This window comes from Mycobacterium fragae (assembly GCF_002102185.1).
In the GTDB taxonomy this organism is placed as follows: domain Bacteria; phylum Actinomycetota; class Actinomycetes; order Mycobacteriales; family Mycobacteriaceae; genus Mycobacterium; species Mycobacterium fragae.
Genome location: NZ_LQOW01000006.1, coordinates 15,304 through 40,271, shown reverse-complemented (window position 1 = coordinate 40,271; position 24,968 = coordinate 15,304). Strand labels below are relative to the sequence as shown.

Annotated in this window: 24 protein-coding genes; 9 read left to right on the top strand and 15 right to left on the bottom strand. The window is 63.6% G+C overall.

Features of this window, described 5'->3' with window-relative positions; genetic code table 11:
- The first annotated feature begins 58 nt into the window (after positions 1 to 58).
- Positions 59 to 844 carry a spirocyclase AveC family protein gene (locus AWC06_RS04180; RefSeq protein WP_085194693.1) on the top strand — a complete coding sequence of 262 codons (786 nt, stop codon included), beginning with the start codon at positions 59 to 61 and terminating at the stop codon, positions 842 to 844.
- Positions 845 to 921: 77 nt separating this feature from the next.
- Here AWC06_RS04180 and AWC06_RS04175 read toward each other — a convergent pair whose 3' ends face one another.
- The 4 genes from AWC06_RS04175 to AWC06_RS04160 all read right to left on the bottom strand — a co-directional run bounded on the left by AWC06_RS04175 (position 922) and on the right by AWC06_RS04160 (position 5,226).
- The gene (locus AWC06_RS04175; RefSeq protein ID WP_085194692.1) at positions 922 to 2,118 is read right to left on the bottom strand and encodes a cytochrome P450; all 1,197 of its coding nucleotides are present in this window, start codon (positions 2,116 to 2,118) and stop codon (positions 922 to 924) included.
- Complete coding sequence (locus AWC06_RS04170) at positions 2,115 to 3,110, bottom strand: LLM class flavin-dependent oxidoreductase (RefSeq protein WP_085194690.1); 996 nt, start codon at positions 3,108 to 3,110, stop codon at positions 2,115 to 2,117. The genes AWC06_RS04175 and AWC06_RS04170 overlap by 4 nt, the downstream gene beginning before the upstream one ends.
- Before the next feature lie 67 nt (positions 3,111 to 3,177).
- Positions 3,178 to 4,239, bottom strand: a complete 1,062-nt coding sequence (locus AWC06_RS04165; protein WP_085194688.1) for an NAD(P)H-dependent amine dehydrogenase family protein — start codon at positions 4,237 to 4,239, stop codon at positions 3,178 to 3,180.
- 12 nt (positions 4,240 to 4,251) lie between these two features.
- A complete protein-coding gene (locus AWC06_RS04160; protein ID WP_085194686.1) occupies positions 4,252 to 5,226 on the bottom strand; it encodes an LLM class flavin-dependent oxidoreductase in 975 nt (324 codons plus the stop codon).
- A 60-nt stretch (positions 5,227 to 5,286) separates the two neighbouring features.
- On the opposite strand from AWC06_RS04160, the gene AWC06_RS04155 reads away from it, so the two are divergent.
- Positions 5,287 to 6,390, top strand: a complete 1,104-nt coding sequence (locus AWC06_RS04155; protein ID WP_085194684.1) for an NAD(P)H-dependent amine dehydrogenase family protein — start codon at positions 5,287 to 5,289, stop codon at positions 6,388 to 6,390.
- 3 nt (positions 6,391 to 6,393) lie between these two features.
- On the opposite strand, the gene AWC06_RS04150 is transcribed toward AWC06_RS04155, so the two are convergent.
- On the bottom strand, positions 6,394 to 6,777 hold the full coding sequence (locus AWC06_RS04150) for a hypothetical protein (protein ID WP_211281893.1): 384 nt from the start codon (positions 6,775 to 6,777) through the stop codon (positions 6,394 to 6,396).
- Between the two features lie 200 nt (positions 6,778 to 6,977).
- On the opposite strand from AWC06_RS04150, the gene AWC06_RS04145 reads away from it, so the two are divergent.
- The 3 genes from AWC06_RS04145 (at position 6,978) to AWC06_RS04135 (ending at position 9,034) form a co-directional block, all read left to right on the top strand.
- Positions 6,978 to 7,634 (top strand): hypothetical protein, encoded by a 657-nt coding sequence (locus tag AWC06_RS04145; RefSeq protein ID WP_085194682.1) that lies wholly within the window; start codon positions 6,978 to 6,980, stop codon positions 7,632 to 7,634.
- Entirely contained in the window at positions 7,631 to 8,263 is a 633-nt protein-coding gene (locus AWC06_RS04140) for a hypothetical protein (RefSeq protein WP_085194680.1), read from the top strand. Before AWC06_RS04145 ends, AWC06_RS04140 begins: the two co-directional genes overlap by 4 nt.
- Positions 8,264 to 8,506: 243 nt before the next feature.
- Positions 8,507 to 9,034 (top strand): Rv2253/PknI dimerization domain-containing protein, encoded by a 528-nt coding sequence (locus AWC06_RS04135; RefSeq protein WP_085195097.1) that lies wholly within the window; start codon positions 8,507 to 8,509, stop codon positions 9,032 to 9,034.
- A 7-nt stretch (positions 9,035 to 9,041) separates the two neighbouring features.
- Here AWC06_RS04135 and AWC06_RS04130 read toward each other — a convergent pair whose 3' ends face one another.
- The 10 genes from AWC06_RS04130 to AWC06_RS04085 all read right to left on the bottom strand — a co-directional run bounded on the left by AWC06_RS04130 (position 9,042) and on the right by AWC06_RS04085 (position 21,478).
- Complete coding sequence (locus tag AWC06_RS04130) at positions 9,042 to 10,802, bottom strand: MCE family protein (RefSeq protein WP_085194678.1); 1,761 nt, start codon at positions 10,800 to 10,802, stop codon at positions 9,042 to 9,044.
- Positions 10,803 to 12,233, bottom strand: coding sequence for an MCE family protein (locus AWC06_RS04125; RefSeq protein ID WP_085194676.1), 1,431 nt, complete (start codon positions 12,231 to 12,233; stop codon positions 10,803 to 10,805). It abuts the gene before it with no gap.
- Complete coding sequence (locus AWC06_RS04120) at positions 12,230 to 13,651, bottom strand: MCE family protein (RefSeq protein WP_227371148.1); 1,422 nt, start codon at positions 13,649 to 13,651, stop codon at positions 12,230 to 12,232. The genes AWC06_RS04125 and AWC06_RS04120 overlap by 4 nt, the downstream gene beginning before the upstream one ends.
- The gene (locus AWC06_RS04115) at positions 13,648 to 14,766 is read right to left on the bottom strand and encodes an MCE family protein (protein WP_085194675.1); all 1,119 of its coding nucleotides are present in this window, start codon (positions 14,764 to 14,766) and stop codon (positions 13,648 to 13,650) included. Before AWC06_RS04115 ends, AWC06_RS04120 begins: the two co-directional genes overlap by 4 nt.
- On the bottom strand, positions 14,766 to 15,794 hold the full coding sequence (locus tag AWC06_RS04110; RefSeq protein WP_085194673.1) for an MCE family protein: 1,029 nt from the start codon (positions 15,792 to 15,794) through the stop codon (positions 14,766 to 14,768). Before AWC06_RS04110 ends, AWC06_RS04115 begins: the two co-directional genes overlap by 1 nt.
- Positions 15,791 to 16,981, bottom strand: coding sequence for an MCE family protein (locus tag AWC06_RS04105; RefSeq protein ID WP_085194671.1), 1,191 nt, complete (start codon positions 16,979 to 16,981; stop codon positions 15,791 to 15,793). Before AWC06_RS04105 ends, AWC06_RS04110 begins: the two co-directional genes overlap by 4 nt.
- Positions 16,982 to 16,993: 12 nt before the next feature.
- Entirely contained in the window at positions 16,994 to 17,848 is an 855-nt protein-coding gene (locus tag AWC06_RS04100) for an MlaE family ABC transporter permease (RefSeq protein ID WP_085194669.1), read from the bottom strand.
- 13 nt (positions 17,849 to 17,861) lie between these two features.
- Complete coding sequence (locus AWC06_RS04095; RefSeq protein WP_085194667.1) at positions 17,862 to 18,671, bottom strand: MlaE family ABC transporter permease; 810 nt, start codon at positions 18,669 to 18,671, stop codon at positions 17,862 to 17,864.
- 168 nt (positions 18,672 to 18,839) lie between these two features.
- Positions 18,840 to 20,045, bottom strand: a complete 1,206-nt coding sequence (locus AWC06_RS04090; RefSeq protein WP_085194665.1) for a CaiB/BaiF CoA transferase family protein — start codon at positions 20,043 to 20,045, stop codon at positions 18,840 to 18,842.
- Positions 20,042 to 21,478 (bottom strand): aldehyde dehydrogenase family protein, encoded by a 1,437-nt coding sequence (locus tag AWC06_RS04085; protein ID WP_372458189.1) that lies wholly within the window; start codon positions 21,476 to 21,478, stop codon positions 20,042 to 20,044. Before AWC06_RS04085 ends, AWC06_RS04090 begins: the two co-directional genes overlap by 4 nt.
- 344 nt (positions 21,479 to 21,822) lie before the next feature.
- On the opposite strand from AWC06_RS04085, the gene AWC06_RS04080 reads away from it, so the two are divergent.
- Genes AWC06_RS04080 through AWC06_RS04065 form a run of 4 tightly spaced genes read left to right on the top strand, consistent with a single transcriptional unit; the run spans position 21,823 to position 24,965 of the window.
- Positions 21,823 to 22,521, top strand: coding sequence for an SDR family NAD(P)-dependent oxidoreductase (locus tag AWC06_RS04080; protein ID WP_085194661.1), 699 nt, complete (start codon positions 21,823 to 21,825; stop codon positions 22,519 to 22,521).
- Between the two features lie 14 nt (positions 22,522 to 22,535).
- Positions 22,536 to 23,396, top strand: coding sequence for a mycofactocin-coupled SDR family oxidoreductase (locus AWC06_RS04075; protein WP_085194659.1), 861 nt, complete (start codon positions 22,536 to 22,538; stop codon positions 23,394 to 23,396).
- Positions 23,397 to 23,406: 10 nt separating this feature from the next.
- The gene (locus AWC06_RS04070) at positions 23,407 to 23,610 is read left to right on the top strand and encodes a ferredoxin (protein ID WP_085194657.1); all 204 of its coding nucleotides are present in this window, start codon (positions 23,407 to 23,409) and stop codon (positions 23,608 to 23,610) included.
- On the top strand, positions 23,607 to 24,965 hold the full coding sequence (locus AWC06_RS04065) for a cytochrome P450 (RefSeq protein WP_085194655.1): 1,359 nt from the start codon (positions 23,607 to 23,609) through the stop codon (positions 24,963 to 24,965). The genes AWC06_RS04070 and AWC06_RS04065 overlap by 4 nt, the downstream gene beginning before the upstream one ends.
- Positions 24,966 to 24,968: the final 3 nt, after the last annotated feature.

Genomic DNA, 24,968 nt, shown 5'->3' with positions numbered 1-24,968 from the left:
GTATCGTGCTGCGCTTCGATCCGGAAGCGCGTCACGCACCCCGCCAAGAGCTGGACCGATGAGCGCCGAGTTGACGCCGTTGATGAAGGCGGCCATAGCCTTCGCCTACGTCGGAGGCATCACGTTTTTCGCGATCGGTGTGTACCTGAGCTATCGCCGACGCCGGCTGCATCCACTGCTGCTTCTGTGTATCTCGGCGATCTCGTTCTCGTGGATCGAGGCGCCTTACGACTGGGCGATGTACGCGCAGTTTCCGCCCGCGCTGCCCCGCATGCCGTCGTGGTGGCCATTGAACATGACGTGGGGTGGTCTGCCCTCGTCCGTGCCCGTCGGCTACATGTCCTACTTCGTGCTGCCCGCCGTTATCGGCACCGGGCTGGGGCGATGGTTGAGCGCAAAGTTTCACTGGCGCAGGCCGATTACCCTGGTGACCGTCGGCCTGGTCGTCGGCTTCTGCTGGGCCTTCGTCTTCAACGCGTTCATCGGAGCACGGCTCGGCGTCTTCTATTACGGCCGGGTGATTCCCGGGCTCGCGATATTCGAGGGGACCAAGCACCAGTACCCGGTCTACGACTCGCTCGCACTGGGCATCCAGATGATGGTCTTCACCTATCTGCTCGGACGGACTGATTCCGAAGGCCGAAATGTGATCGAGATGTGGGCTGACAAGACGTCGAGGAGCCGCCTTCAATCGTCGGTGCTGTCCATCATCGCTGTCGTCATCATCGGAAACGCGCTCTATGGCGCGGTTTTCGCGCCGCATCTCGCCACGAAGCTGGGCGGTTGGGTGACCGCAGGGCCGACGGGCCAGTTGTTCCCGGGCGTGCCGAACCAACCCCCGTAGGTCTCCCGGTCCAGCGTCGAGTTGTCGGGGCGAAAACGGCGGATTCCGCCCGACAACTCGATGTTCGGCGCAAAGAGTTAGCCGGTGACGACAGGTAGCTTCGCCCACCCGCGCACGCTGGAGGTATGCGCTTTGCGCGCGTTCGCGTAGTCGACCTCCCAGTCGGGCCAACGCTTGATGACCTCCTCCAACGCCACCCTGGCCTGCATACGCGCCAAGGCGGAGCCCAGGCAGAAGTGCAGCCCGTGGCCGAAACTCAGATGAGTGTCGCCGCGGTGGATGTCGAACTTGTCGCCTTCTGGATACCTGCGTTCGTCGCGGTTGGCCGATCCGTTGAGCAGCAACATGATCGAGCCCTCGGGAACCGTGGTGCCGTAGCACTCGACGTCACGGGCGACATAGCGCGCTTGCACCGGTGACGGCGCTTCGTAGCGCAAAACCTCTTCGATGGCCATCGGAATCAGCGACGGGTTGTCCACGATCTGTCGGCGCTGATCGGGATGTTCGGCCAGCAGCTGGCCGATGAAACCGATCAGGCGTGTCGTCGTCTCGTTGCCCGCACCGGCGATCATGCCGGTGTATTGCAACACCTCGACTCGCGTCAGCCGCCGTGTCGCGCCGTTGTCCTCGATCTCGGCGTTGAGCAGCTGGGTCATCAGGTCATCGGAGGGATGGTCCACCCGCCAATCGATATAGTCGGAAAACATCTGATAGCTCTGCTCGAAGAACTCTTTCTTGGCAGGCCTGAACGTGCCCTCCTTGAGCGTGAGCTGGCGACCGCCGTGGTCGCGGATCGACTCTTGGCCTTCTTCTGGGATGCCCAGTAGGTAGCCGATCGTGCGCATCGGGACCAGCGCGCCGAGATTCTCGATGAAGTCGAACCTGCCCGTGCCCACCAAGGGATCGAGCGCACGTATGCAGAAGTCTCGCGTCAGCGGCTCGATCGATTCCATTCGCCGCGGCGTGAAAACCCTTGACAGCAAACGGCGATGCAGATCATGAATGGGCGGATCCTCGAACAGGATGATCCCGGGCGGAACCTCGACACCACTCATGATGATGTCCATCGTTGTGCCACGACCCGACCTGAACGTGTCGAAGTTCATCAGCTCACGCGAAACATCCTCATACCGACTCAACGCATAGAAGTTGTACTTGTCGTTGTAATACAGCGGGGCTTCGTCTCGCAGCCTCTTCCAGATCGGATAGGGGTCGTCGTCGATCTCGAAATCGAATGGGTCGTAGTAAACCTCGGTGGTACCCGTCCTGGTCATAGTGACGCCTTTCTCTCCGACAGCGCCTCGGGCAACACGACCTCGCCGACGCGCTTGAGGTAGGGCCAGGCGAGTTCCGGTGGCAACCCACCGCACAACGGCGACAGGGTGAGCACCTCGCCGGCGCGAACCCGCGAGATCGCTTCCGACGTCGAGATAATCACGTGGGACTTCGATGTGTCGCGCAGCTCGGCAATGGTATTCACGTGTGAGATACCCGCGGACGTCTCGTTGCCGGGGTTCCACGCCGCGTAGCTACGCGCGTCGTGCAGCAGATACTCGCCCAGTTCCGACCAGGCCTGGTCGACGTCATCGGCGACGAACGTGGCTGAAGGGCTGTCGCGGTCGGGGAAAAATGTCGCGCCCGGCGCGTGTCCGTGCTTGCGGCAGGACTCCTCGTAAGCTTCCCGCATGCCGGGGATATTCGCGTTGGCCAACATGCCCAGGCCGTACCTGCCGGCCCTTCGGGCCGCTGCCAGACTGCCGCCGCCCCACCACATCATTCCCGGCCCACCGGCGGTCTGCGGGAGCGGTGTCACCATGATCCGCCGTCCGTTTTCAACGACCGTTTCGCCGGCCAGTAGTTGTCGCAGCAGTCCCAGCTTGTCGTCGGCCAGCCGCCCTCGGTCGCGAAGTGACAGGCCGAATATCTCGTATTCCTCGGGCCGGTATCCCAACGCCAAGATGTACGACGCCCGACCACCGCTGAGGATGTCGAGGACTGCCATGTCCTCGGCGAGACGAACGGGTTCGTAGAACGGCAGAATCAGGATCAGGCTCAAGGCCAGGCGCTGCGTTCGCGCGGCAACGGCGGAGGCAAGCAGGAAGGGGGATGGCAGGTAGCCGTCCTCGGACCCATGGTGCTCACAGAACACGGCGGCGGCGCCGCCGTGATCCTCGGCCCATGCGCACATCTCCGGCACCGCGCCGTAGAGCGCAGCCGGGGGCGCCGCCCAGCTCGGGTCCCGCATGTCGAAGCGCAGGATGTACACGACGGCTCCTAGACGACCTAATCTTTGTGCCACGTACGCTACGGAAGGCACCCAGCTGCGTCAACGCTTAGTCAAATACGTGGCGCGGCAGCGTCGTCGGGATATCCAGCGAGCAGAGCAGACCTGGCGGCGCGTCGACCACGTAGGGGATCGCGTTGACCACGCGCATGGCGGTGGACGTCATGGCGGCATGGCCTGCAGCGTGGCCCTCTGCTTGCCCGAGCGTCATCGCACAGTGGATGTCGGGATCGCCTTCGATATCGACCCGGTAGGTGGCGTCGAATTCAGAGGTCGGCCAGTCGGGTGCGACGTTGCGCGCCATCCGGATGACGTGCTCGATCACGATGGCCTCGCGGCCGTTGACCACCCCCGCGGCGCGGGTTCGCACCGCACCACAAGTGCCCGACTTGATGGTGCCGAAGGCCACCTCGATATCCCGGTGGGTCAATTCACGGTCGAGGGAACCGCGCACCTCTTCCACTTCCACATCGAGGCCGCTTGCTATCAGGGATATCGGTGCCTTCCAAGCCATTTCGATGAACCTGGGTGTTTTCAGCATCGGTTCGAAATCCAGCGGTCGGCCGAAACCCATTCCGTCCATCATCACGTCGGCCACCGGGTAGTGATCGTTCAGCGCGACCTCGCTGGCGGTGATGCTGCGGATGTTCTTCGACTGCGTTGTCATGAGCAGTGCGAGCTGATCGGAGGCGAAGCCGGGAAAGATGCCGGATGCATAGAACGACGCCCCGCCGGCCTTGGCCGCCGCCTCCAGCTGATCTCGCCAGTTCGGGGCGAAGTACGACGGCGGGTAGACCAGACTGGTCGACGACGTCGACACGACGTTGATCCCCGCCTCCAAGAAGCTCAGGTAGTCGGGCACCGCCGCGCCGTCACGCTCGGGTCCGCTCGCGGCGTAGACGATGCAATCGGGTGCGAGGCCGATGAGCTCATCGGCGTCATGGGTGGCCGTCACCCCGATCGGCTCAACACCGGCCAACTCGCCGGCATCCTTGCCGACTTTGTCGGGTGAATGTACCCATACGCCAACCAGTTCCAGATCGGGCCGACGTCGAATGGCATCGATCGCGATTGATCCGACTCCCCCGGTCGACCACACGACGGTACGCACTCGCTTGTCTCCTTACTTTTGGGCGGCGGGCGCAGCACGTTCCAGGTATGGCCAGGCAACATCGGGTGGAATGCCGCCACAGAGCGGGTGCAGCGGCAGCGGCCGCCCATTGCGCACATACTCGGTCGCCTCGTCGGAAGTGAGAATGCGGTACGGGCCGCCGTCGGCACGAAGCGCGGCCACACTGTCGGCGCGGGTGATGCTGGCGACCGAGTCGTCGTGGGGGCGATACGACGCGGCCGTGGTGGCGTCGTGCAGCAGATGCGGTCCCAACACCTGCCACGCCTCGTCGACGGCCTGCTCGTTCTCGGCGACGAAAACCGCTGTGGGAGCGCCCGGCATTGGAAACTGAACGACTCCGGGCTCGTGGCCGGCGGCGCGGCATTGCGATTCGTAGTATTCCTTCAGACCCGGCGAATCGGTCTGGGAGATCAAGCCGAGGCCGTGCGTGGCGGCACGCCTGGCTGCGGCTCTGCTGCCACCGGCGATCATCATCAATGGTCCGCCCGCGGATGCACAGGGCGGGGTGACATGGATCCGGCGACCCCGATATTCGACGGGCTCGCCGCGCACCAACGGGCCGAGTACGGCCAGCATCTCATCGGCGACCCGGCCCCGGGTCGCCATGTCCATCCCGAAGTGGTCGTATTCCTCAGCGCGATGGCCGATGCCGAGCGCATAGGACACGCGTCCGTTGCTGATGAGGTCCAAGACGCTCATCTCTTCGGCCAATCGCACCGGGTCCCACAGCGGAATCGGTACCGCGGCTAGGAGAATCGCCAACTTGGTTGTTCTGGCGGCGATTGCCGAGGCCAAGATCAGCGGGGTCGGAAGATGCCCGTCGTCGGCGCCGTGGTGTTCGGAGAGCACCGCGACGATCGCACCCCGGTTCTCCGCCCAAGCGCACATGTCGATGGCCGCGGAGTAGAGGTCGGCGGCCGGCGCGGCCCAGGCGGGAGCGCGCATGTCGAACCTGAGCGTGAACATGTGCATCGACTGTAACCTAATGTTTGTTCGCAGCGACCATCGACGCGAGGAAGCAACGTAATGGCCGACGATTCATACCGTGTGGTGGTGTGGGCGACGGGTGGCATCGGGTCGATCGCCATCCGCGCCATCCAGCGACGCCCCGACCTCGACCTGGTCGGCGTGTGGGTGCATTCCGAACAGAAAGTCGGTAAGGACGCGGGCGAGCTCGCCAACGGCGAGCCGATCGGACTTGCCGCCACCAACGACGCCGACGCGCTGATTGCACTCAAGCCCGACTGCGTGATCTATGCGGCCAGTGGCCCCGAACGTGATGCGCTGGCGATCCCGGACTACGTCAAGCTTCTCGAGGCGGGGATCAACGTCGTCACGACAAGCACCACGCGACTGGTCAACCCGCACGCCTACGAACCCGCGGAATGGCGCGACCAGCTCGTCGCCGCGGCAAAGCAGGGCCACGCCTCCCTGTACGCGTCGGGAATCGAGCCGGGCTTCGCCGCCGACTACTTGCCGCTGGTGCTGTCGACGCAGTCATCGTCGATCGAGAAGATTCACGCGTTCGAAATCGGGCTGTACGACGACTACGGAGTTCCCGACATCATGATCAACGGGCTGGGTTTCGGCCAGCCGCTCGACTACCAGCCGTGGATCAGCTATCCCGGCGCGATCGCCGGCGAATGGCAGGGCCAGATTCGGTTGATCGCCGATGCGCTCGGGGTCGAGGTCCAGGAAGTGCGCGAATCATTCGATCGCGCGGTGACGCATCGGACCTTGAACGTCGCGATGGGCACCGTCGAGGCCGGGACGTGCGGGGCACTGCGCATGCAGGCGATCGGCGTGGTCGACGGACGCGAGGCCATCGTCATCGAGCATGTCACCCGGCTCGCACACGATGTCGCGCCAGACTGGCCCACCGGCGTCGGAGATCTGTCCTACCGCGTCGTGATCACCGGCGATCCCGATATCGACTGCACGCTGGCCGCCACTTTGAAGGATCCCCACAAGGCCGGCATCGCCGGAATGACTTCGGGGGCAGGCCCAATGGTCGCCACCGCGATGCGTGTGCTGAATGCCGTGCCCTATGTTGTTGCAGCAGAACCGGGACTGCTGAGCTCGGTGGACTTGCCGTTGACGATCCCGCGCAACGCGTTTGTGACGCAATGACTTCTAGGTGTCGGCGCGCGTCCAGAAGCTATGGCCCTCCTGCGCAATGCAGACAAGGAATAGGCCGTCAGGTGCCTGCGCAACGTAATTCGTCCAGATGTGGCAGTCCGAATTCTCTTCCTTGACTCCAGCCATCGGAGGTGACCGGAACCATCTGGGCTGATATCTCCTCGGCGAGCCACAGAACATCAGCCGTCCCGGCTCTGAGGCGAACGAAACGTTATAGTCCGCGGTCCCGAACACGTAGTACGTGGTGTTGTCGCACGGCGCGCCGAGGACTTGGTGCGGCATGATGCCCGGCGTGCATGCCGGGTAGTCGCACACCGTCGGCCCGGCGGAGGCCGGCGGCGGCATCAACATTGCGGCGCCTATCAGCGCAGCAACCATCGCCACGATGAAACGCACCGACGTAGTCTTGCACAGGCGATAAGAAAATTCTCCTCTTCGGAGAAGATCGCGACTAAAGACAAGGGCATCGTCGATCGCTCTTCTCCGACGTCCGCCCGCTGACCACATCGAAGCCCACGGCGTGGCGGTGATAATGTGGTTCTCTCCTGCATGGCTGGAAGCGACCGGGAGATCACAGGGTGAGCTCAGAATCCGCTGCCGACGCGCTTGCCTCGCTAGCGGAAGCCGAAGAAGAGGCCGCTCGGGCCGAAGCGCGCGCCGAGGAGGCTCGTACCCGGGCGCTGCAGCTGCGCCAGCAAGCTGAGGGCGTACTCGAGCCAACCGCCACGAAGTCGCGCCGCCGGTGGCTGCGTCGGCCCGAACGCCAAGCGGTACGTGTCGCGGCGATCGTGGTCATCTCCGTCTCCCTCGCGGCGAGCGGTTACATGGTGTGGCAGCACCTCACGCTCGTCAACGAGCGGAAGCACGCGGCTGAGTTCACCGCAGCGGCCCGGCAAGGGGTCGAGACGATGATGTCGATTGACCCCGGCCACGCAACGGAGAACGTGCAGCGTGTCATTGACAACACGACGGGCACGCTCAAGAGCCAGCTGCAAGCGACCGCAACCACCCTGGTCAAAAATGCACAGGATGCGAAGGTCATCACGAAGGCCACCGTGGAAGACGCTGCTGTGGAGTCGATGACCGACAAGTCGGCGGTCGTCCTGGTGGTTGCGAAATCCGACACCACCAACGCCGACAAATCGAAACGGCCACCGGTCTTCTGGCGGCTCAGCGTCAATCTCGAGCGGGACGGCGGTCAGCTCAAGATGTCGAAACTCGAATTCGTCAAATGACTTCCGAGCAAGAGTCGCCGCGCGAAGATCCAGAGTCCGCAGTCGAGGACCCGGAATCGCCGACTGAGCACACGGAGGATCCGCCGCCCGCCGATGCGCGTCCGACCAGAATGGTCGCGATCAGGCGCCTGACCGACCGAGGTCTGGCGAACAGGCGTCCAATTCTCGTGGCGGCGTCGGTAATTGCTGCGGTGGGGCTTGCCGTCGGTTTGTTCTTTTTTCTATACCGCCCGGATCGACAGGTGGATGATGCCGCGGCCCAACAGGCGATTCGGGCAGCTTCAGACGGTGCTGTTGCGTCCCTCTCGTACTCGCCGGACAGCATGGCTCGTGACTTCGCCACCGCGAAGTCACATCTCACCGGGGCCTTTCTGGACTACTACAACAAGTTCACGCAGCAGTACGTCACGCCGATGGTGCAGCAAAAGCACATCATGCAGAAGGCCGCGGTGGTTCGAGCGGCCGTATCAGAACTGCACCCGGACTCAGCGGTCGTGCTGGTGTTCCTCAACGAGACCACGAGTAGTAAGGAGAAGCCACAACCGCTGGCAACCCCCAGCAGCGTGCGAATAACGCTCACGAAGGTCAACGGTTCCTGGCTGATCTCGAAGTTGGATCCGTTCGGATGACCGTGTCTGGCTCCGAGGCGACGGCGAGTAAGCGAAGCTTACGAGTAAGGAGCCGAGCAATCTGACATCCGAGGCGACGGCGAGTAAGCGAAGCTTACGAGTAAGGAGCCGAGCAATCTGACATCCGTTCAAGCCCTTACCCGGCCATACCGCCGGTGCTATTCTCATCGCACGAGAACGCCGCTACCGGTTTCGACAAAATCGCATGGGCATCGTCGGTTAATGCCCGTCGAGGAGCACACGATGCGTTCAGCTGGAACGATCACTACCGCGATACTGTTGGCTGCCAACGTATTCAGCATTTTGGGTCCGGCCTCCACGGCCCGAGCAACGACGAAGGAGGAGGTCGCGATCAACGGGACGTACCGCGTCACGTCAATCGGCAATTGGGCTAAGTACAATGATCAGTACAACGGCGAGCCGACGGTCGTCAGCACATGGACGATCAGCTCGTCATGCTCCAATTTTCAGACATGCGACGGCACGCTGACGAGCGACCAGGGATGGACGGCGCCCGTCAATATGACAGACGGACAAATCTGGTACGCCAGACGTGATGTTCCGAATTGGGAGCGGTGCCAAGACGGCACCGCGTTCACCGGACAGCAGACCTTCTACTTCTATCCAGTTAGTCCCGAGGGTAACGGTGAATTCCAAATTGGGTCACCGGTGCTCGCCGGAAAGGACAGGACGGTCGGCCCGAGCGGCGCCTGCGGGCAAAACAATTGGCTTATTATCGAGATGCCGCTCAGGCTGGACAAAATAGGCTGACCAGGTTTTACGTCGGAAGTAGGTCCTCCCATTTCTTGGGCGCCTTGGACGTCACAAGATTCGATTGTTGGTACAACTTTCCGTCTGGCGCGACGTAATGACCGGTGCGCGGATCGTAGTGGGCAACCGCGACCGTGGGGATGGGCTTAGATGCCTTGGCCCCGAATGCACTTGGGGCAGCCTGCGGCCGTGCACCGTTGACCGTGTCGGGTGGTGATGGAACGGCGGCTGGTGGCGGAGTGGCGGCGGGCGGCGGAGCGGCGGGTGGCAAGGGCGCGTCGGGTCGTGGGGGAATGTCGCCCGGCGCGGGGACGTCAAGTGGTGCTATGGCTGGAAAGTCGCGCGCCTGCGTCGACATGGTGGCCGACGACTGTGCCGGCGGAGCAGCCGCTCCGAGGGTGCCCGGCGGAGGATTTTCTCCCCGCGGGCCGGGGGGTGTTCCGCGCGGCACCGCCCCCGGTGGCAACGGTGTTCCCTCGATCGGGCCGAAGATCCTTTGGTTGGACGTGACCCGGTCATCGGGTGGTATGCCCTGCGAGAGCAGGTTTGGATCCAGGGGGTAAGGGCCGAGGACATGCTGGCGCATCGCCAGCGGCATGAACGGCTTGTCGCTCTTACAGATTTCAACGGTTGGCGCACGCTTTCCAGGCTTATCCATGCACGGGTAATTGCGGGCGCCGCGAACCCCAATCGGTGAATCCTGCGGCAGTTTGCAGTACAACCCGTCCGGCGTGTCGATGTCACTGGTGTCGTTCGGGGATCGCCACATGTTTGGTGGCAAGAAGCCGACCGTGCAAGTGGGCGGATCGTCGACGGTGAATGCGAAGTCGCCTTTGGACCAACCGTCGGGATGGTTGAACGAGGCTGCCGTTTGTATGTAGGAAACGGACGGCGGTAGCAGTACCAGCAGCTGCTCCAGCGAGGGGTGGTAGGTGACGCCGATCTGCCCGATGGTGGTCAGGTTGGCAAGCAACACCGGCAGCGTCGGTTTGATCTGCTCGAAGAGCCGCGACGCCTCGTCCGCGGCCCCGGGACCGTTTTGCAGCAGGGTGCGAAGCCGGGAATCGTCGGTGACCAGCACGTCGGAGATCCCCGCGAGGCTACGCGCCCAGGTACGAACCGAGTCGGCGGTCTTTGCCTGCGATTCCAGCAGCGGCCCCGTGTCTTCGGTCAGGGTGCGGGCGCGGTCGACAACGCTGTTGGCGTCGGCGGAGATTCGTGAGGTCGAGTCGGACAACGATCCCAGATCGAATCCGGCCCCGTTGAAGGCTTGGAACGACTCGTCGAGCAATTGGCCGATTTTGTTCTTGGGAAGGCTGTTGAGCAAGGCGCTCACCTGATCGAGCAGCGGTCCGACCGCTTGCGGGATTGTGGTGTCACGCATGGCAATAACCGACCCGTTGTGCAGATACGGCGCCGAATCGGTTCGTGGCTGCAAGTCCACATACTGCTCGCCCACCGCCGAGACGCTTAGCACCCGTGCTTGCAGGTTCGCGGGGATCTTGGGTGAGGTGCCAAGCGACAGGGTCGCTTTCGCGCCGTTCGCGGTGAGCGCCACCCCGGTGACCTTGCCGACCTGCACGCCGCGGTAAGTCACATTGGAGAACCGGTACAGGCCACCGCTGGCGGGCAGCTCGAGCGTGACGGTCATCCGACCGATGCCGAGCAGGGTCGGCGCCTGAATGTAGAAGAGCACCATCGCGATGACGCCGATGGTTCCGACGATCGTGAAAATCGCCAGCTGGATCCGGACGAAGCGCGACAGCATCTATCCGCCTCCCTGCATCGGGGGGACTGCCCCTGGCGGCAGCCCTCCGGCTGACGCAGGGCCGGGCGCTCCGGCTGGCGCAGGGCCGGGCAGCGGCGGCTGAACGGCGGGTCCCGGTAATGGAGCCGCAGGTCCCGGTAACGGAGCCGCAGGTCCCGGTAACGGAGCGGCAGGTCCCGGTGGCGGAGCCGCAGGTCCCGGTAGCGGGGCGCTGAATAGCGGTGGCGCAGCCGCGGGTGCCGGCGGCGGGCCGCCGGGTGGCGGAGCAGCTGGCGGCGGCGCACCCGGTGGCGGAGGCCCCGGTCGGGGACCAAAGCCGCCATTGAATGGATCGAGTGTGTAATTCAGGTAATACGGTTCCCCGGGCGCGGGTACCAACTGTTCCCCTAGTTGTCCCCAGTGTGTCCCAAGCAGCAGGGCCGACTTGAGCTTGGGAATAGTCAGGTCGAACGTTAAATGCAAGTTGAAGTAGTCACCTCGAACGGCCCGGTCGACGAAGTTCTGCGTGAACGGGAAGACCGTCGACGCGGCGATCGCCGAATTGAGCCCCGGTCCGACGTCGGCGAGCGCGCGGATGGTCGGCTCCAGGTTTTTCAGATCCTTGACCAAGTCGGCCTGAGTGTTGTTGATCAGCCCGGTGGCAGTGTTGCTGAACACGCGCAGGTGATCCAAAGCCGCCGTCAAGCGTGGCCGCTCCTTGATGAACACCTCGAGAGCGGGCGGTACCTTGCGCAGCGCGTCGGTGAGAACGTCCCGCTGTGCTGCGAATGTCTGGCCAAGCCGGTTCAGCGCCTGGATCGACGTAACGATGTTGTCCCGCTGCTGGTCGAGCGTTCCCACGAACGTGTCGAGCCGATTGATCAAATCGCGAACAGCGCCCGCCCGTCCGGACAGCGCGGCGCTGAAATTGTGGATGATCTCCCCGATCTGGCCCAGTCCGCCCCCGTTCACGACCAGCGACAGCGACGACAGAGTTTGCTCCGTCGAGGGATAGACCGACGAACGATCCAGCGGGATGGTGGCGCCCGGGCGCAGCCGTCCGGTACCGAGTTGGCCAAGCGGCGGATTGAGCTCCACATGCATGGAGCCCAGCAGGCTGGTCTGGCCGACGCTGGCCACCGCGTTGGCGGGAATGGTCACGTCGCGCTTCACCGAGATCTCGACGTCGGCGATCCAGCCTTTCTCCGGGTCGCGCGCGACCTTCATCGGGCCCACGCTGCCGACCACGACGTCGTCCATCATCACCGGCGAATTCGACTCCATCGTCAGGACATTCGCGAGCTCGACGTGATAGATGTCGGAGCCCGCACCGCGCCCCACCGCGCCGGGTAACGGTAGTGAGTTGAGGCCGTGGAAAGCGCATCCGGTCACAGTCAGCATGACGCAGGAGCCGATAGCGAGTACCTGGCGGAACGGCAGCCGGCGCATCATGGGTGTGTCCCTTCGGCCGGCAGCAGCGGTGGCGGGGGGGCCGGAGTCGACGCCGGCGGAGGCAGCGGCATCGCGGCGCCCGGTATCCGCGCCGGCGGCACTGCCCCCGGCGGTCCGACGGGATCGCCCGGCAGACCCGTGTATGCCGACACCGCGGGCGGCATCTCGGGCGGTCCGGGCTTCGGACCCTCGCCGCCGGGTGCGAGGCGCGGTTCACTGTAGACAACATTGGCGGGGTCCACTGACTTCTGGATGACCGCGTTGATGGGGAAGGGCACGTTGTTGAAGTTGAGCACCCGCAACCCGGGACCCATAAACAGCGCGCACAGCTTGCCCGATTCGACGGCAGTGACACTCTCGATCGTTTGCAATTGCGTGCAGCCGGGGACGGGAAGCGGAAAAAGCATGCCGGCCCACGTAGGATTGGCCTCGTTGATGAGCCCGAACCCGCCCACAATAGTTCCGGTGTCGGCGTTGTAATCGTTGAAGAAGTTGCTGAGCGCGTTCGGCGCGCCGTGCAAAATGTTTTCCAGAGCCATGTGCTGGTCGACGACAGGCTGGAGGGCATCGCCCAGTCGCTGAATCTGCTCGCTGGCCTGGTCACGGGTTTCAGCGATGAATCGCTGCACTTCGCCCACTGCCGTCGACAGGTCGGTCAGCGCCGCGTCCAGGTCGGATCTGCTGTCGTTGACCACGCTGGTGAGTGTGGCCAGCCGGTCGTTGAATTCCACGATCTGGACGTTGCTGTCGCGCAGTGCGGTGACGAAGGTCTGCAAATTCTTGACGATGTCGACGATGTTGCCGCTGCCATTGGCGATGATCCGGCCCACGCCTGACAGTTGCGCGAGTGTCTGGCGTAGCTTCTCGCCGTTACCCTGTAGTGCATTGGCCGCGCTGTCGACGAACCGGGCGATCGATGGCGTCGACACCTTGGGATTGGGACCCAAATCCGTTGCCAGCCGCATCAATTGGGTTTTGACCTCGTCCCACTCGATAGGCACGGCCGTGCGTTGCACCGGTATTACCGCCCCGTCGGCCATGACTGGGCCGCTATTCCGGTAGGCGGGAGTGAGTTGGACATAACGAGCAGCCACCAAATTCTGGGTGACGATGACCGCCTTCGCATCCGCCGGAATCGGCACGCCGTGGTCGACCTTGAGGATCATCTTGGCCTGCGTGCCCGCGGGCTGGATGGATTTGATCGTGCCGACCTTGACACCGGAGACCCGCACTTCATCGCCGGGGTAAATCGCAGTGGCACTGGTGAAGTAGGCGGTTATGGTCCGCGGACCAAAGAACACGTCACGCACAACCAATGCGGTCCCGGCAATAATGAGCCCGGCCAGGACCACCGCCGCGATGGCCGTGAGCCTGTTACGGGGGATCCGAGGGAGGCGTGAGTTCGCCGAGATAGTCACTGTCCCCCTCCGATCCGTCCGCCCAACGTACAGCCAGGGCACTCTGGAATACCGTTGTACGGGAAGGGCACCAAGGACCGCGGTACCGGTGACGGGAAGCCTGGGCCGCGCGCGGTGTCGAAGGTGCGGAATCCCCAGAGGTAATCCAGGAACGGCCCGAAGAGTTCCGGAAGAGCGGCGTTCGGGGCGAACGCTTGGTAGGCATACATGCTGGAGATCGCCTCACCGACCGTGATCTCGAATTTCGCGAGGCCGGGCAGTGCTTTGCTGATGTTGTCGCGGTTCTTTTCCAGCATCGCGGTCACCGAATTCAGCTTCTCCAGCGTGGGCGCCAACTTGCTTTCGTTCTCGTGTACCAATGCGGACAGCTGTTTGGCCACCGTCGAGGTGTTGGCCAAAAGCGAGACGATTTCTTGTCGGCGCGTCACCAAGACCTGAAGCAGGTCGTCGGAGTTGAGGATGAGCTTGTTGACCTGTTGGCTGCGTTCGGACAGGATTCCGCTGACATCGCTGGCACTTTTGAGTAGCGCGTCCAGGGATGTGTTGCGGCTGTTGAGGCTTCGCGATAACCGGGTGACGGCGTCGAAAGTGGGCCCCAACTGCGGGGCGATCTGGTTGAGCGTTGCCGACAGCGTGTCCAGGGACTTGTTCAAGGTCGCGGTGTTAGTTTCGCCGGCATACGACGTGAAGTCGCTGACCGCGTCGGTCAGCGAGTACGGCGAACCGGTACGCGACATCGGGATGACATCCATCGGATGCATCATTCCCGTGCCGGCCGACTCCAAGGTGAGCACGCGTTCGCCCAAAAGCGTGCCGGTGCGAATGTGCGCGGTGGTGTCCGTTCCGAGTGGAACGCTGCCTTTCATCGTGAAGGTGACCAGTGCATCGCCGTTGCGCAACGACATATTCGACACCGTGCCAACTTTGATTCCCGACACCGTCACGTCGTTGCCCACGGCAAGCCCGCCGGCTTCGGAAAACACTGCCTGGTACCGGACGGCCGTCGCCAACGACATAATCCGATCGGGTGACAGACCCACCAGGATGATCAGCACGATCAAGACGGCGCCGATGAAGCCCGCCTTGATCAGCCCGGTTCCGCGGTATTTCAACATCAGGGTTCCTGACACCTCTTCGCTTCGGACCTAAACCAGGGGGCCATCACCGTCTTGCCCTGTAGATCGGTGCCACGCAGTGCGAACGAGCAGATGAAGTACGGGATTGTGGCACCGTATACGCCGAGTCGGACCAGCTTGCGGTAGTTCTTTGGCGCCTTCTGAAGCGCGGCGTCGAGGCGATCTTTGTCGTTGTCGAGTAGCGGGGCCAACCGACTGAGCTGCTCGATGGTGCCCGACAGCGGCGGCCTCGCGTTGGTCAGCAGATCTGCCAACGTGGCGGTTCCGCTGCTCAACGCGTCGATAGCGGGTCCGATGGTGTTTCGGTCGTCAGACAGTCCGGTGACCAGGCGCTGGAGACGATCGATGGCGGCAGAGAACTTGCCACCGTCCTTGTCGAGAGTGGCCACCACGGTGTTGAGGTTGTCGATCAGTTGCCGAATCGTTTGGTCATTGTCGGCCAAAGCATTCGAGAACGATGTCGTCTTGTTGAACAACGACTGAAGGGTAGCGCCCTCGCCCTGGAATACCTGCAACAGCGCTGCCGAGAGCGCATTGACATCGTGCGCATTCAAGCCCTGGACAACGGGTTTCAGTCCGCCGAGCAGCAGATCGAGGTCAAGTGCCGGAGCGGTGCGGCCCACCGGAATCTGCCCCCCGGCCGGCAACTGCTTCGTCGAGCCCGGGCCGTCGACCAGATCGAGGTAGCGGTCACCGACCAGGTTGAGATAGCGAACCGCCGCCCTGGTGCCGTCGGTCAACACAACGCTACGGTCGGCGTCGAATTTGACCACCACTTTTTTGTCCGACTGCAGCGAGATTCCGTTGACGGTGCCCACCCGAATACCGGCGACCCGCACAGAATCTCCGGTCTTCAGACGCGACACATCGTTGAAGACCGCGGAATACCCCGTTGTCGCACCGGTGCGATATTGGCCGAAGATGAAGAACAAAAACGCCGTCAGCACCGCCATCACGACGGCGAAGACACCGAACTTGATGAGCGTCCCGCGCAGTGAGCCCCTCATCCGGGCATCCCGACCATAGCCGAGTTACGCGGCGGGCCGACGATGGGCCCATACAACAGCTGTTTGAGCAGATCGGAGTTGAGCAGCAATTGCTGGTTCCCATAGACCACAGGGTTGGCACCGGTATCTGTGACGACAAGCTTCGCGTTGGTGTTGAACGTATGCTTCGGAAGATCCAGGCACTGCGGGCCGCCCGTCGCGGCGACCTTGGGCAAGTTCGTCGGATACCGATAACGTTCGGCGCCCCACGTGAGACTCGCGACAATATTGATGCTCGGTTCCGACAGCGGCGGCCACTTCGCGTCTTCTGCGAGACCCGCGAAACCGCACCACAGCGCTTTGTTGTACTGGTTGGTCAGATCGGTGGTCGGCCGCAGCAGATGAATTACGTCCGTCAAACCCTTCCGGTTGGCGGACAGGACGTCGTTACCGACGTCGGCCAGACCGATCGCGCTAACCAGCAGTGCGTCGAGATTGTGTTGCTCGTCGACGAACGTCTGGCTGATCTTTGCCGCGTTGGCAACGGTTTTCACCAGGTCTGGCGACGCGTCGGCATAGGCATTGAATACCGGCGCCGAGAGAGCGATGTCGCGGCTTAGCGCAGGAAGGCTCGGATCGAACTTCGCCAGAAACGAGTCCAGATCGCTGAAAGCCTGACCAATCTTTTCGCCCCGGCCGCTGAGCGCCTGCCCGATAGCCCCGAGAGTCTCGTTGAGCTTCGTGGGGTCGAGCGTGCCCAGCACTTCTTTCAGCTGCTTGAACACCGTGTTGATCTCAACGGTGATGTTCTTGGGGTCGACGTGGAGGACCTGACGGGCCTGCAGGTGCCCCGATGGCTCAGCCGGTGGCACCAGCTCGACGAACTTGGCGCCGAATACCGTTGGCGCCGTGATGTCGACGAGCACATTGGCCGGGATCAGGTGCAGATCCGAGGGATACATCGCCAAGCCGAGGCGGGCTTGACCGTTCGGCAGGGGCTCGATCGAATCGACCTTGCCCACTTGCACGCCGCGCATCTTCACCTTCGCGTCCTTGTTCATCACCAGGCCGGCCCGCGGCGAGATGACGGTAACCGGCACGCTTTCGGTGAAGCTGCCCCGGAACAAGCCAATGGCAACGGCGACAATCGCGGCGATAATAGCTATGGTCGCCAGCCCCGTCAGTGCGCGTATCCCAGTGTGTTCCATCGGACCTTATCCCTACCCCGACAGGTTGAAGTTTCCGTTGGAGCCATAGATGGCGAGCGAGACCAGCAGCGTAACCGATACCACGACGATGAGCGAGGTACGGACCGCATTGCCCGTCGCGACCCCGACACCCTCCGGTCCGCCCGACGCAAAATATCCGTAGTACGTGTGCAGCAACAGCACGGCGAGCGCCATCAGGACAGCCTGCAAGAACGACCACAACAAGTCGATCGGATTCAGGAAGGTGTCGAAGTAGTGGTTATAGAGCCCACCCGACTGGCCGAACAGGACAACCGTGGTGAACTGGCTCGCGAGGAACGACAGAATGACGGCAATGCTGTAAAGCGGGGTGATCGCGATCATCCCCGCGACGATCCTGGTGCTGACCAGATAGGAGATCGGCCGAATCGCCATGGCTTCCAGCGCATCGATTTCTTCGCTGATCCGCATCGCACCCAATTGCGCCGTCACGCCGGCGCCGAAGGTGGCAGCCAAGCCGATCCCGGCGACCACCGGCGCCGACAGGCGCACATTGATGAATGCCGCGAGGAATCCGGTCAACGCTTCGATGCCGATGTTGCCGAGCGAGCTATACCCTTGCACGGCGAGCGTGCCGCCCGCAGCCAGCGTCAAAAATCCGACGATCACGACCGTTCCGCCGATCATCGCCAACGTCCCTGCACCCATGCTGATTTCGGCGATGAGACGCACGATTTCCCGCCCGTAACGGGTCACCGCGAAAGGTATCCCGCCAATCGCCTTGCCGTAGAACAAGGTGTGGTCGCCGATCGAGCTCAGAGTGCCGACGGGCCTGCGCCATTGGCCCAGCACCTGGAACAGGCGAGGATAGGTAGCTCTCAACGCCACGGCATCTCTCCCATCACTTGCTCGTGAATCGGATGCCGATCGCGGTAACCACGACGTTGACGACGAAGAGCGACATGAACGCGTACACCACGGTTTCGTTGACCGCGTTGCCCACTGCCTTGGCTCCCCCGCCGGACACTGTCAGCCCGCGGTAACACGCCACCAGGCCGGCGATGATGCCGAACAGCGATGCCTTGACGCACGAGATGACCACCTCAGGCACTCCGGTCAGCAACGTGATGCCCGCGGCGAACGCGCCCGGATTGACGTCCTGCACGAACACGGAAAACGCGTAGCCGCCGACGATTCCGATGATGACCACCAAGCTGTTGAGCAACAGCGCGACCAGCCCGGCCGCGAGCATCCGCGGCGTCACCAACCGCTGGACCGGGTTGATGCCCAGCACCTCCATGGCGTCGATCTCTTCGCGGATGGTGCGCGAGCCGAGGTCCGCGCACATCGCCGTCGCACCGGCACCGGCCACGATCAACACGGTCACCAGCGGACCGACCTGGGTCACCGCACCGAAGGCAGCACCCGCGCCGCTGAGATCGGCGGCGCCCAATTCGCGCAGCAGGATGTTGAGAATGAAGCTGACCAGAACCGTGAAGGGTATGGCCACCAACAACGTCGGGGCTAATGAAACACGTGCGATGAACCAGGACTGTTCCAGGAATTCTCGTGCCTGGAACGGTCTGCGGAACGTAAACCTGATCGCGTCTGCCGACATCGCGAACAGCCCTCCGACAGCCTGCATCGCCCCGGATAGGCCGCTCGGGAAACTGATGCCCGAAGACCAGCGGTCCGCACCCCTACTCGCCATCGGCCCACGCTCCTCCCAGTGGCTTCGGGACTCGCCGATGAAGAAGCAGGCTCCCCATCTTCCTCACGCGTCCCGCGATTATCACCCACGGCGTGGCCCGTTGGGGCCCGAACGGACAACCATAGTCCGGAACCTTGGACGACACGTCAGGCATCGGGATTTCCAGCCTTAGGTGACGGCGCCGGCCGTCTTGAGCTCGATGATTCGGTCCCAGTCGAACCCGAGTTCCATCAAGATTTCGTCGGTCTGCTCGGCGAACCCCGGAGCAGGACCCGGCTCGGGTGCGGCGACGTCGAACTGCACCGGGTTGGCGACCAGCTCGAGCTGGCCTGCCCGCACGACATATTCGTTTGCCCGGATCTGCGCATCGTTGGCGGCCTGCAAGGTGTCCTGCACGGGCGCCCAGGGTCCGGCCAGCGTCGCGAAGCGTTCGCTCCATTCGGCGAGGGTGCGGGTGGCGATCGCCTTGGTGAGGATCTCCACCGCCTCTGCGGTGTTGGCGGCGATCTTTTCGTCGGTGGCGAACCGCGGGTCGTCGGCGAGTTCGGGTTGGTCGATGTGGCGGCACACGTCGGCCCAGAACTTCGAGGCCTGCATCATGACCAACGAGATGTAGCGGCCGTCGGAGGTCGCATACAACCCGACCAGCGGGTTGATCGGCGAGCCGTGCACGCCGGGCGGGAACGCCTCCATGCGCTGGCCGAGGTGCACGGTCAGCGCCACCGTGTGTCCGAGCGACCACAACCCACTGCCGAGCAACGAGACGTCGACGGTCGATGGTTCACCGGTGCGCTCCCGCTTGAGCAGCGCCGCGGCAATACCGCCGGCCAGGTTGGTCCCGGAGATGGTGTCACCGTAGGCGGGTCCGGGCGGGCCGATCATGCCCTCCATGCCGGACGGCGTGATGGTCGCGGCGGTCCCGGCCCGGCACCAGAACGCGGTCATGTCGTAGCCGCCCTTCTCGGCTTCCGCGCCCCGCGGGCCCAGCGCGCTGCCACGCGCATAGATGATGTTCGGGTTGACCGCGCGAATGTCGTCGACGTCGATGGCGAACTTTTTCCGGTGCCCGGGCAGGAAGCTGGTCAGGAAGACATCCGAGCGCCGGGCCAGCTCGTAGAGCACTTCCTTGCCTTCGGGCACCGACATATCCAGGCCCAGGCTGCGTTTGCTGCGGTTGGCATGCTCGATGTTGGGGTTGGGGTCGCCCTCGACGCGCAACATGCCGGTCTGCCGCAGACCACGCTGCGGGTCGCCCGTCACCGCGTGCTCGACCTTGATCACGTCGGCGCCCCATTCGGCCAGCACCGCGCCCGCCGACGGGACGAACCCGTACATGGCGACCTCGAGAACGCGGATGCCCTCCAGCGGCCTCACGCGAGACCCTTAAAAACAGGCACAGCTAGTGTCTTGCGCTCCAGGAACTCTTCCAATCCGGCGACGCCCATCTCGCGGCCCACGCCGGACTGCTTGAAGCCGCCGAACGGACTGTCCGCGCCGAAGTAGTTGCCGCCGTTGATGGAAAACGATCCCGCCCGGATGCGGCGAGCCACCGCCAACGCCCGGTCCTGGTCGGCGCTGAACACCGCGCCGGCCAGGCCGTAAATCGAGTTGTTGGCGATGCGCACCGCATCGTCGTCATCGTCGAACCCGATGACCACCAGCACGGGGCCGAAGATCTCCTCCTGCGCGATCTCGCTGTCCGGGTCGACGTTGGTCAACAGGGTGGGCGCATAGAAGTAGCCGGGATCCAGCCGCTTGCCGCCGGTGACTAGGGTGGCGCCGGCGGCGATGGCCCGCTGCACCATGCCGTCGACCTTGTCGCGCTGACGCTCGTTGATCAGCGGGCCCATATATGTTGTGGGGTCGGCGGGGTCGCCGTGGCGCACCTTGGCGAAGTTCGCGGCGATGAGCTCGACGATCTCGTCCTGGTGCTTTTTCGGCACCAGCAATCGCGAGGTCAGCGCACAGCCCTGGCCTGCGTGGGTGACCATCGAAAACGCGGCGAACATGCTGGCCGTTGCGAAGTCGGCGTCGTCGAGCATGATCACCGCCGACTTGCCGCCCAATTCGAGGAAGACCCGCTTGACGGTTTCGCTGGCCGCCGCCATGATGCGACGGCCCGTGGCGGTGGAGCCGGTGAACGTCACCACGTCGACGTCGGGGCTGGTGGTCAGCGCTTCGCCGACTGCCGGATCCGACGAGCTCAGCACATTGACCACGCCCGGCGGGATGTCGGTGTGGTTGGCGATCAGCTCACCCAGCGCCAAGGTGATCAGCGGGGTGTCAGGCGCGCCCTTGAGCACCACCGTGCAGCCGGCCGCCAGCGCCGGGGCCAGCTTGGCCAGCGCCAGCTGGTTGGGGTAGTTGTAAGCGATAATCGCGGCAACAACGCCCGCCGCCTCTTTTTCCACCCAGCGGTGATGCCGCATCCCGCGCGATTCTTTCTCGCCGAGGTCTTCGGAGAACTCGTAGCTGCGCAGCAGGGCGGCATAAAAGCGCACGATGCCGATCGGCTCGTCGAGCTGAGCCCCCTGGGTAAGCGCGCGGGTGGCGCCCACCTCGGCGATCGTCAGCTCACGCAGCTCGTCGGCATGGTCGAGCAACGCCTGGTGCAACTGGTCGAGGCAGCGGATCCGCAGCGCGACATCGGTTGACCAACCGGTGCTGTCGAACGCGCGCCGCGCCGCCGCAATGGCCGCCTCGGCCTCTTCGACGCTCGCATCCGGAGCGTGGCCCACGATTTTCTCCGTGGCAGGATTGACCGACGCGAAGACGCGGTCGGTGGTCACGAGCCGGCCGTCGATCAGCATTCGCCGGTCGGGATGCGACGGGGGCCCTTCGTCCGTCCTCGGGCTATCGCCCGCAATGGTCGCCGCCGTCTGCTGCGGGGGCAATTCGGCCTCCTAGACACGTGGATAATTTCATTCTCATCCCGGGCGAATCTTACATTCCGGCTTCGAGAATTCAACCAATCCGCAGAAACGAGACTGCCATGCTCGCTACCGGCGCGGGCGCCGGTGATTAGTGGTGTCTTTGCAGGCCAAGCGGGGTTTTTGAGCAGCCTTGCGACATGTTGCATTGTGAGAGTAGGGTTCTCATATTCGGAAGGGAGATTCTTTGTGACTGCGACGGGCTATGCCGGAGTCCGGCCGTGACCACCACCGTCGTCACCGGAGGCAGTTCCGGAATCGGCTTGGCCGTTGCAGATCGGCTCCGCACCGACGGCTACCAGGTCGCCACCGTGGACCTCAAACCGTCCGATACGAAGTTCGCCTTCACCGCCGACGTCACCGACCGTTCGCAGGTCGATGCCGCGCTCGCAGCCATTCGCGACCAACTGGGCCCGGTCACGGTCCTCGTCAACGCCGCCGGCCTCGACGGGTTCAAGCGGTTCACCAATATCCAGTTCGACGACTGGCAGCGGCTGATCGACGTCAACCTCAACGGGGTCTTCCACATGATCCAGGCGGTGCTCCCGGACATGCTGGATGCCGGCTGGGGACGCATCGTCAACATCTCGTCGTCGAGCACACATTCCGGCGCCCCGTACATGGCGCACTATGTGGCGGCCAAGTCCGCCGTCAACGGGCTCACCAAATCCCTGGCCCTGGAGTTCGGGCCCAACGGCATCACGGTCAACGCCATACCACCGGGGTTCATCGACACCCCGATGTTGCGCAACGCCAACGAACACGGGCACATCGACATCGAGCGGACCATCGCCACCACACCGGTGCGCCGGATGGGCAGACCGGAAGACATCGCCGCGGCATGCGCCTTTCTGGTCTCGGAGGAAGCCGGCTACATCACCGGTCAGATATTGGGCGTCAACGGCGGCCGAAACACCTGAGCAAAGGAGAATGTGTGGGACGGGTAGAGGGAAAGGTCGCATTCGTCACCGGTGCGGCGCGCGGCCAGGGCCGTAGCCACGCGGTGCGGTTGGCCGAGGAAGGCGCCGACATCATCGCCGTCGATGTGTGTCATGACATCGACACCATCGGATACGCCATGGCGGCGCCGGACGACCTCGACGAGACGGCTCGACTCATCGAGAAGACCGGCCGGGGCGCGGTGATCGCGCAGGCCGACGTGCGTGAATCCGCACAACTGCGGACCGCATTGGACAGCGGGCTGGCCGAGTTCGGCACGCTCGACATCGTGGTGGCCCAGGCCGGCGTCGCCGGCATGAGGGGTCAGCCGCCACTGCAGGCGTGGTGCGACGTGATGAACACCAACCTGGTCGGCACCATAAACGCCATTCAGGTTGCGCTGCCGCACCTTCGCGAGGGTTCGTCGATCATCGCCACCGGCTCCACGGCCGCGCTGATGGACGTGTCCCAGAAGGACAATCCCGGCGCCGACCCGGGCGGCATCGCGTACCTGTATTCCAAACGCCTGCTCTCAGAGTATGTCCACGTTCTCGCCACCGAGCTTGCGCCGCTTGGGATCCGGGCCAACGTCATCCATCCGACGAACACCAACACGCCGATGCTGCAAAGCGAGCCGATGTACCGCTCGTTCCGCCCGGATCTGGAAAACCCGACCCGCGCCGACGCTGAGCCGGTTTTCGGTGTGCAGCAGGCGATGAAGGTTCCATACATCGAACCAGAGGACATCAGCAACGCCGTGCTGTGGCTGGCCTCCGACGAGGCCAGGTATGTGACCGGTATGCAGCTGCGCGTCGACGCCGGCGGATACCTCAAGTGGTACGACTACCGCAAGTAAGGGGAAAGCGGTGAAGGTTAGAGTTGACCCCGAACGTTGCCAAGGACACACGCTGTGCTCGATGATCGCGCCGGATTCGTTCGTGCTCGACGACATCGAAGGTCATTCCTCGGCAGTCTCGGAAGACGTTGCGCCCGAGCAAGAAGACGCCGTTCGTGAGGCCGCTCAGTCCTGCCCGGAACAGGCGATCTTTATCACGGAGACAACCTCGTGAGCGTCGAGGACATCGTCAGCGACGGCGAACGCAAGAAGAACCGCTACCACTTCGACCGGCACACACCGGAATACCGAATCCAGTTCGAAAAGATCACCGAGGAAATCCACGCGAAGTGTCCGATCGCGTGGACCGACACCTATGACGGCCATTGGGTCGCGGGCGGCAGCCAGGCGGTGTTCGAGCTCGCCCGCTGCCCTGCCGTCTCCAACCATCACGACCTCACCGGAGAGACTCCGTACAAGGGCATATCCATCCCCTACGCGAAGCGGGTGAGCGGCGTCCGCGGTGGAATCCTGGAAATGGACGATCCGGAGCACCGCACCTACCGCAACGTTCTCAACCCTTACCTGTCGCCTGCTGCGGTCAAACGTTGGGCGCCCTTTATCGACGAGGTCACGCGGGCGTGCCTGGACGAAAAGATCGAGGAAGGCCGAATCGACTTCGTCGACGATCTCGCCAACGTCGTGCCGGCTGTGCTGACTCTCGCGATGATGGGCATCCCGCTGAAGAAGTGGGCGATTTACAGCGAACCGACGCATGCCTCGGTGTACACGCCGGAGCACTCCCCGGACATCGAGCGTGTCGTCGAGATGCATCGGCAGATGGGGCTGGATCTGTTGAACAGTATGCTCGAGATCCGGGAGAATCCGCGGCCTGGCATAGTGAACGCGCTGCTTCAGATGCGGATCGACGGGGAGCCGGCACCCGATCTCGAGATACTGGGCAACCTCGGACTGGTGATCGGCGGAGGGTTCGACACCACCACCGCATTGACCGCCCATGCGATGGAGTGGTTGTCGCAGAATCCCCACCAGCGCGAGCTTCTCAGTCGTCAGCGCGACACCCTGCTTGATTCGGCCACCGAGGAGTTCCTGCGTTACTTCACCCCGGCACCCGGCGATGGGCGCACGTTCTCCGACGACGTGGAAGTCGAAGGAACACAATTCAAAGAGGGCGAACGGTTGTGGATCTCGTGGGCAATGGCCAACCGCGATCCGTCAACCTTCCCGGAGCCCAACAAGATAATCATGGACCGGAAAGGCAACCGGCACTTCAGCTTTGGCCTCGGGGTTCACCGCTGCATCGGCTCGAACGTGGCACGCACCGTATTCAAGTCCATGCTCACCGCCGTGCTCGACCGGATGCCCGACTACCGCTGCGACCCCGAAGGCACCGTTCACTACGAAACGATCGGCGTCATCCAGGGCATGCGACATCTGCCGGCCACCTTCACCCCGGGGCACAGACTTGGTGCCGGCCTCGACGAAACCCTCGACAAGTTGCAGCGGATCTGCGACGAGCAGGAACTGGCCCGGCCGATCACCGAACGCAAGGAAGCCGCGGTCATCTAATCC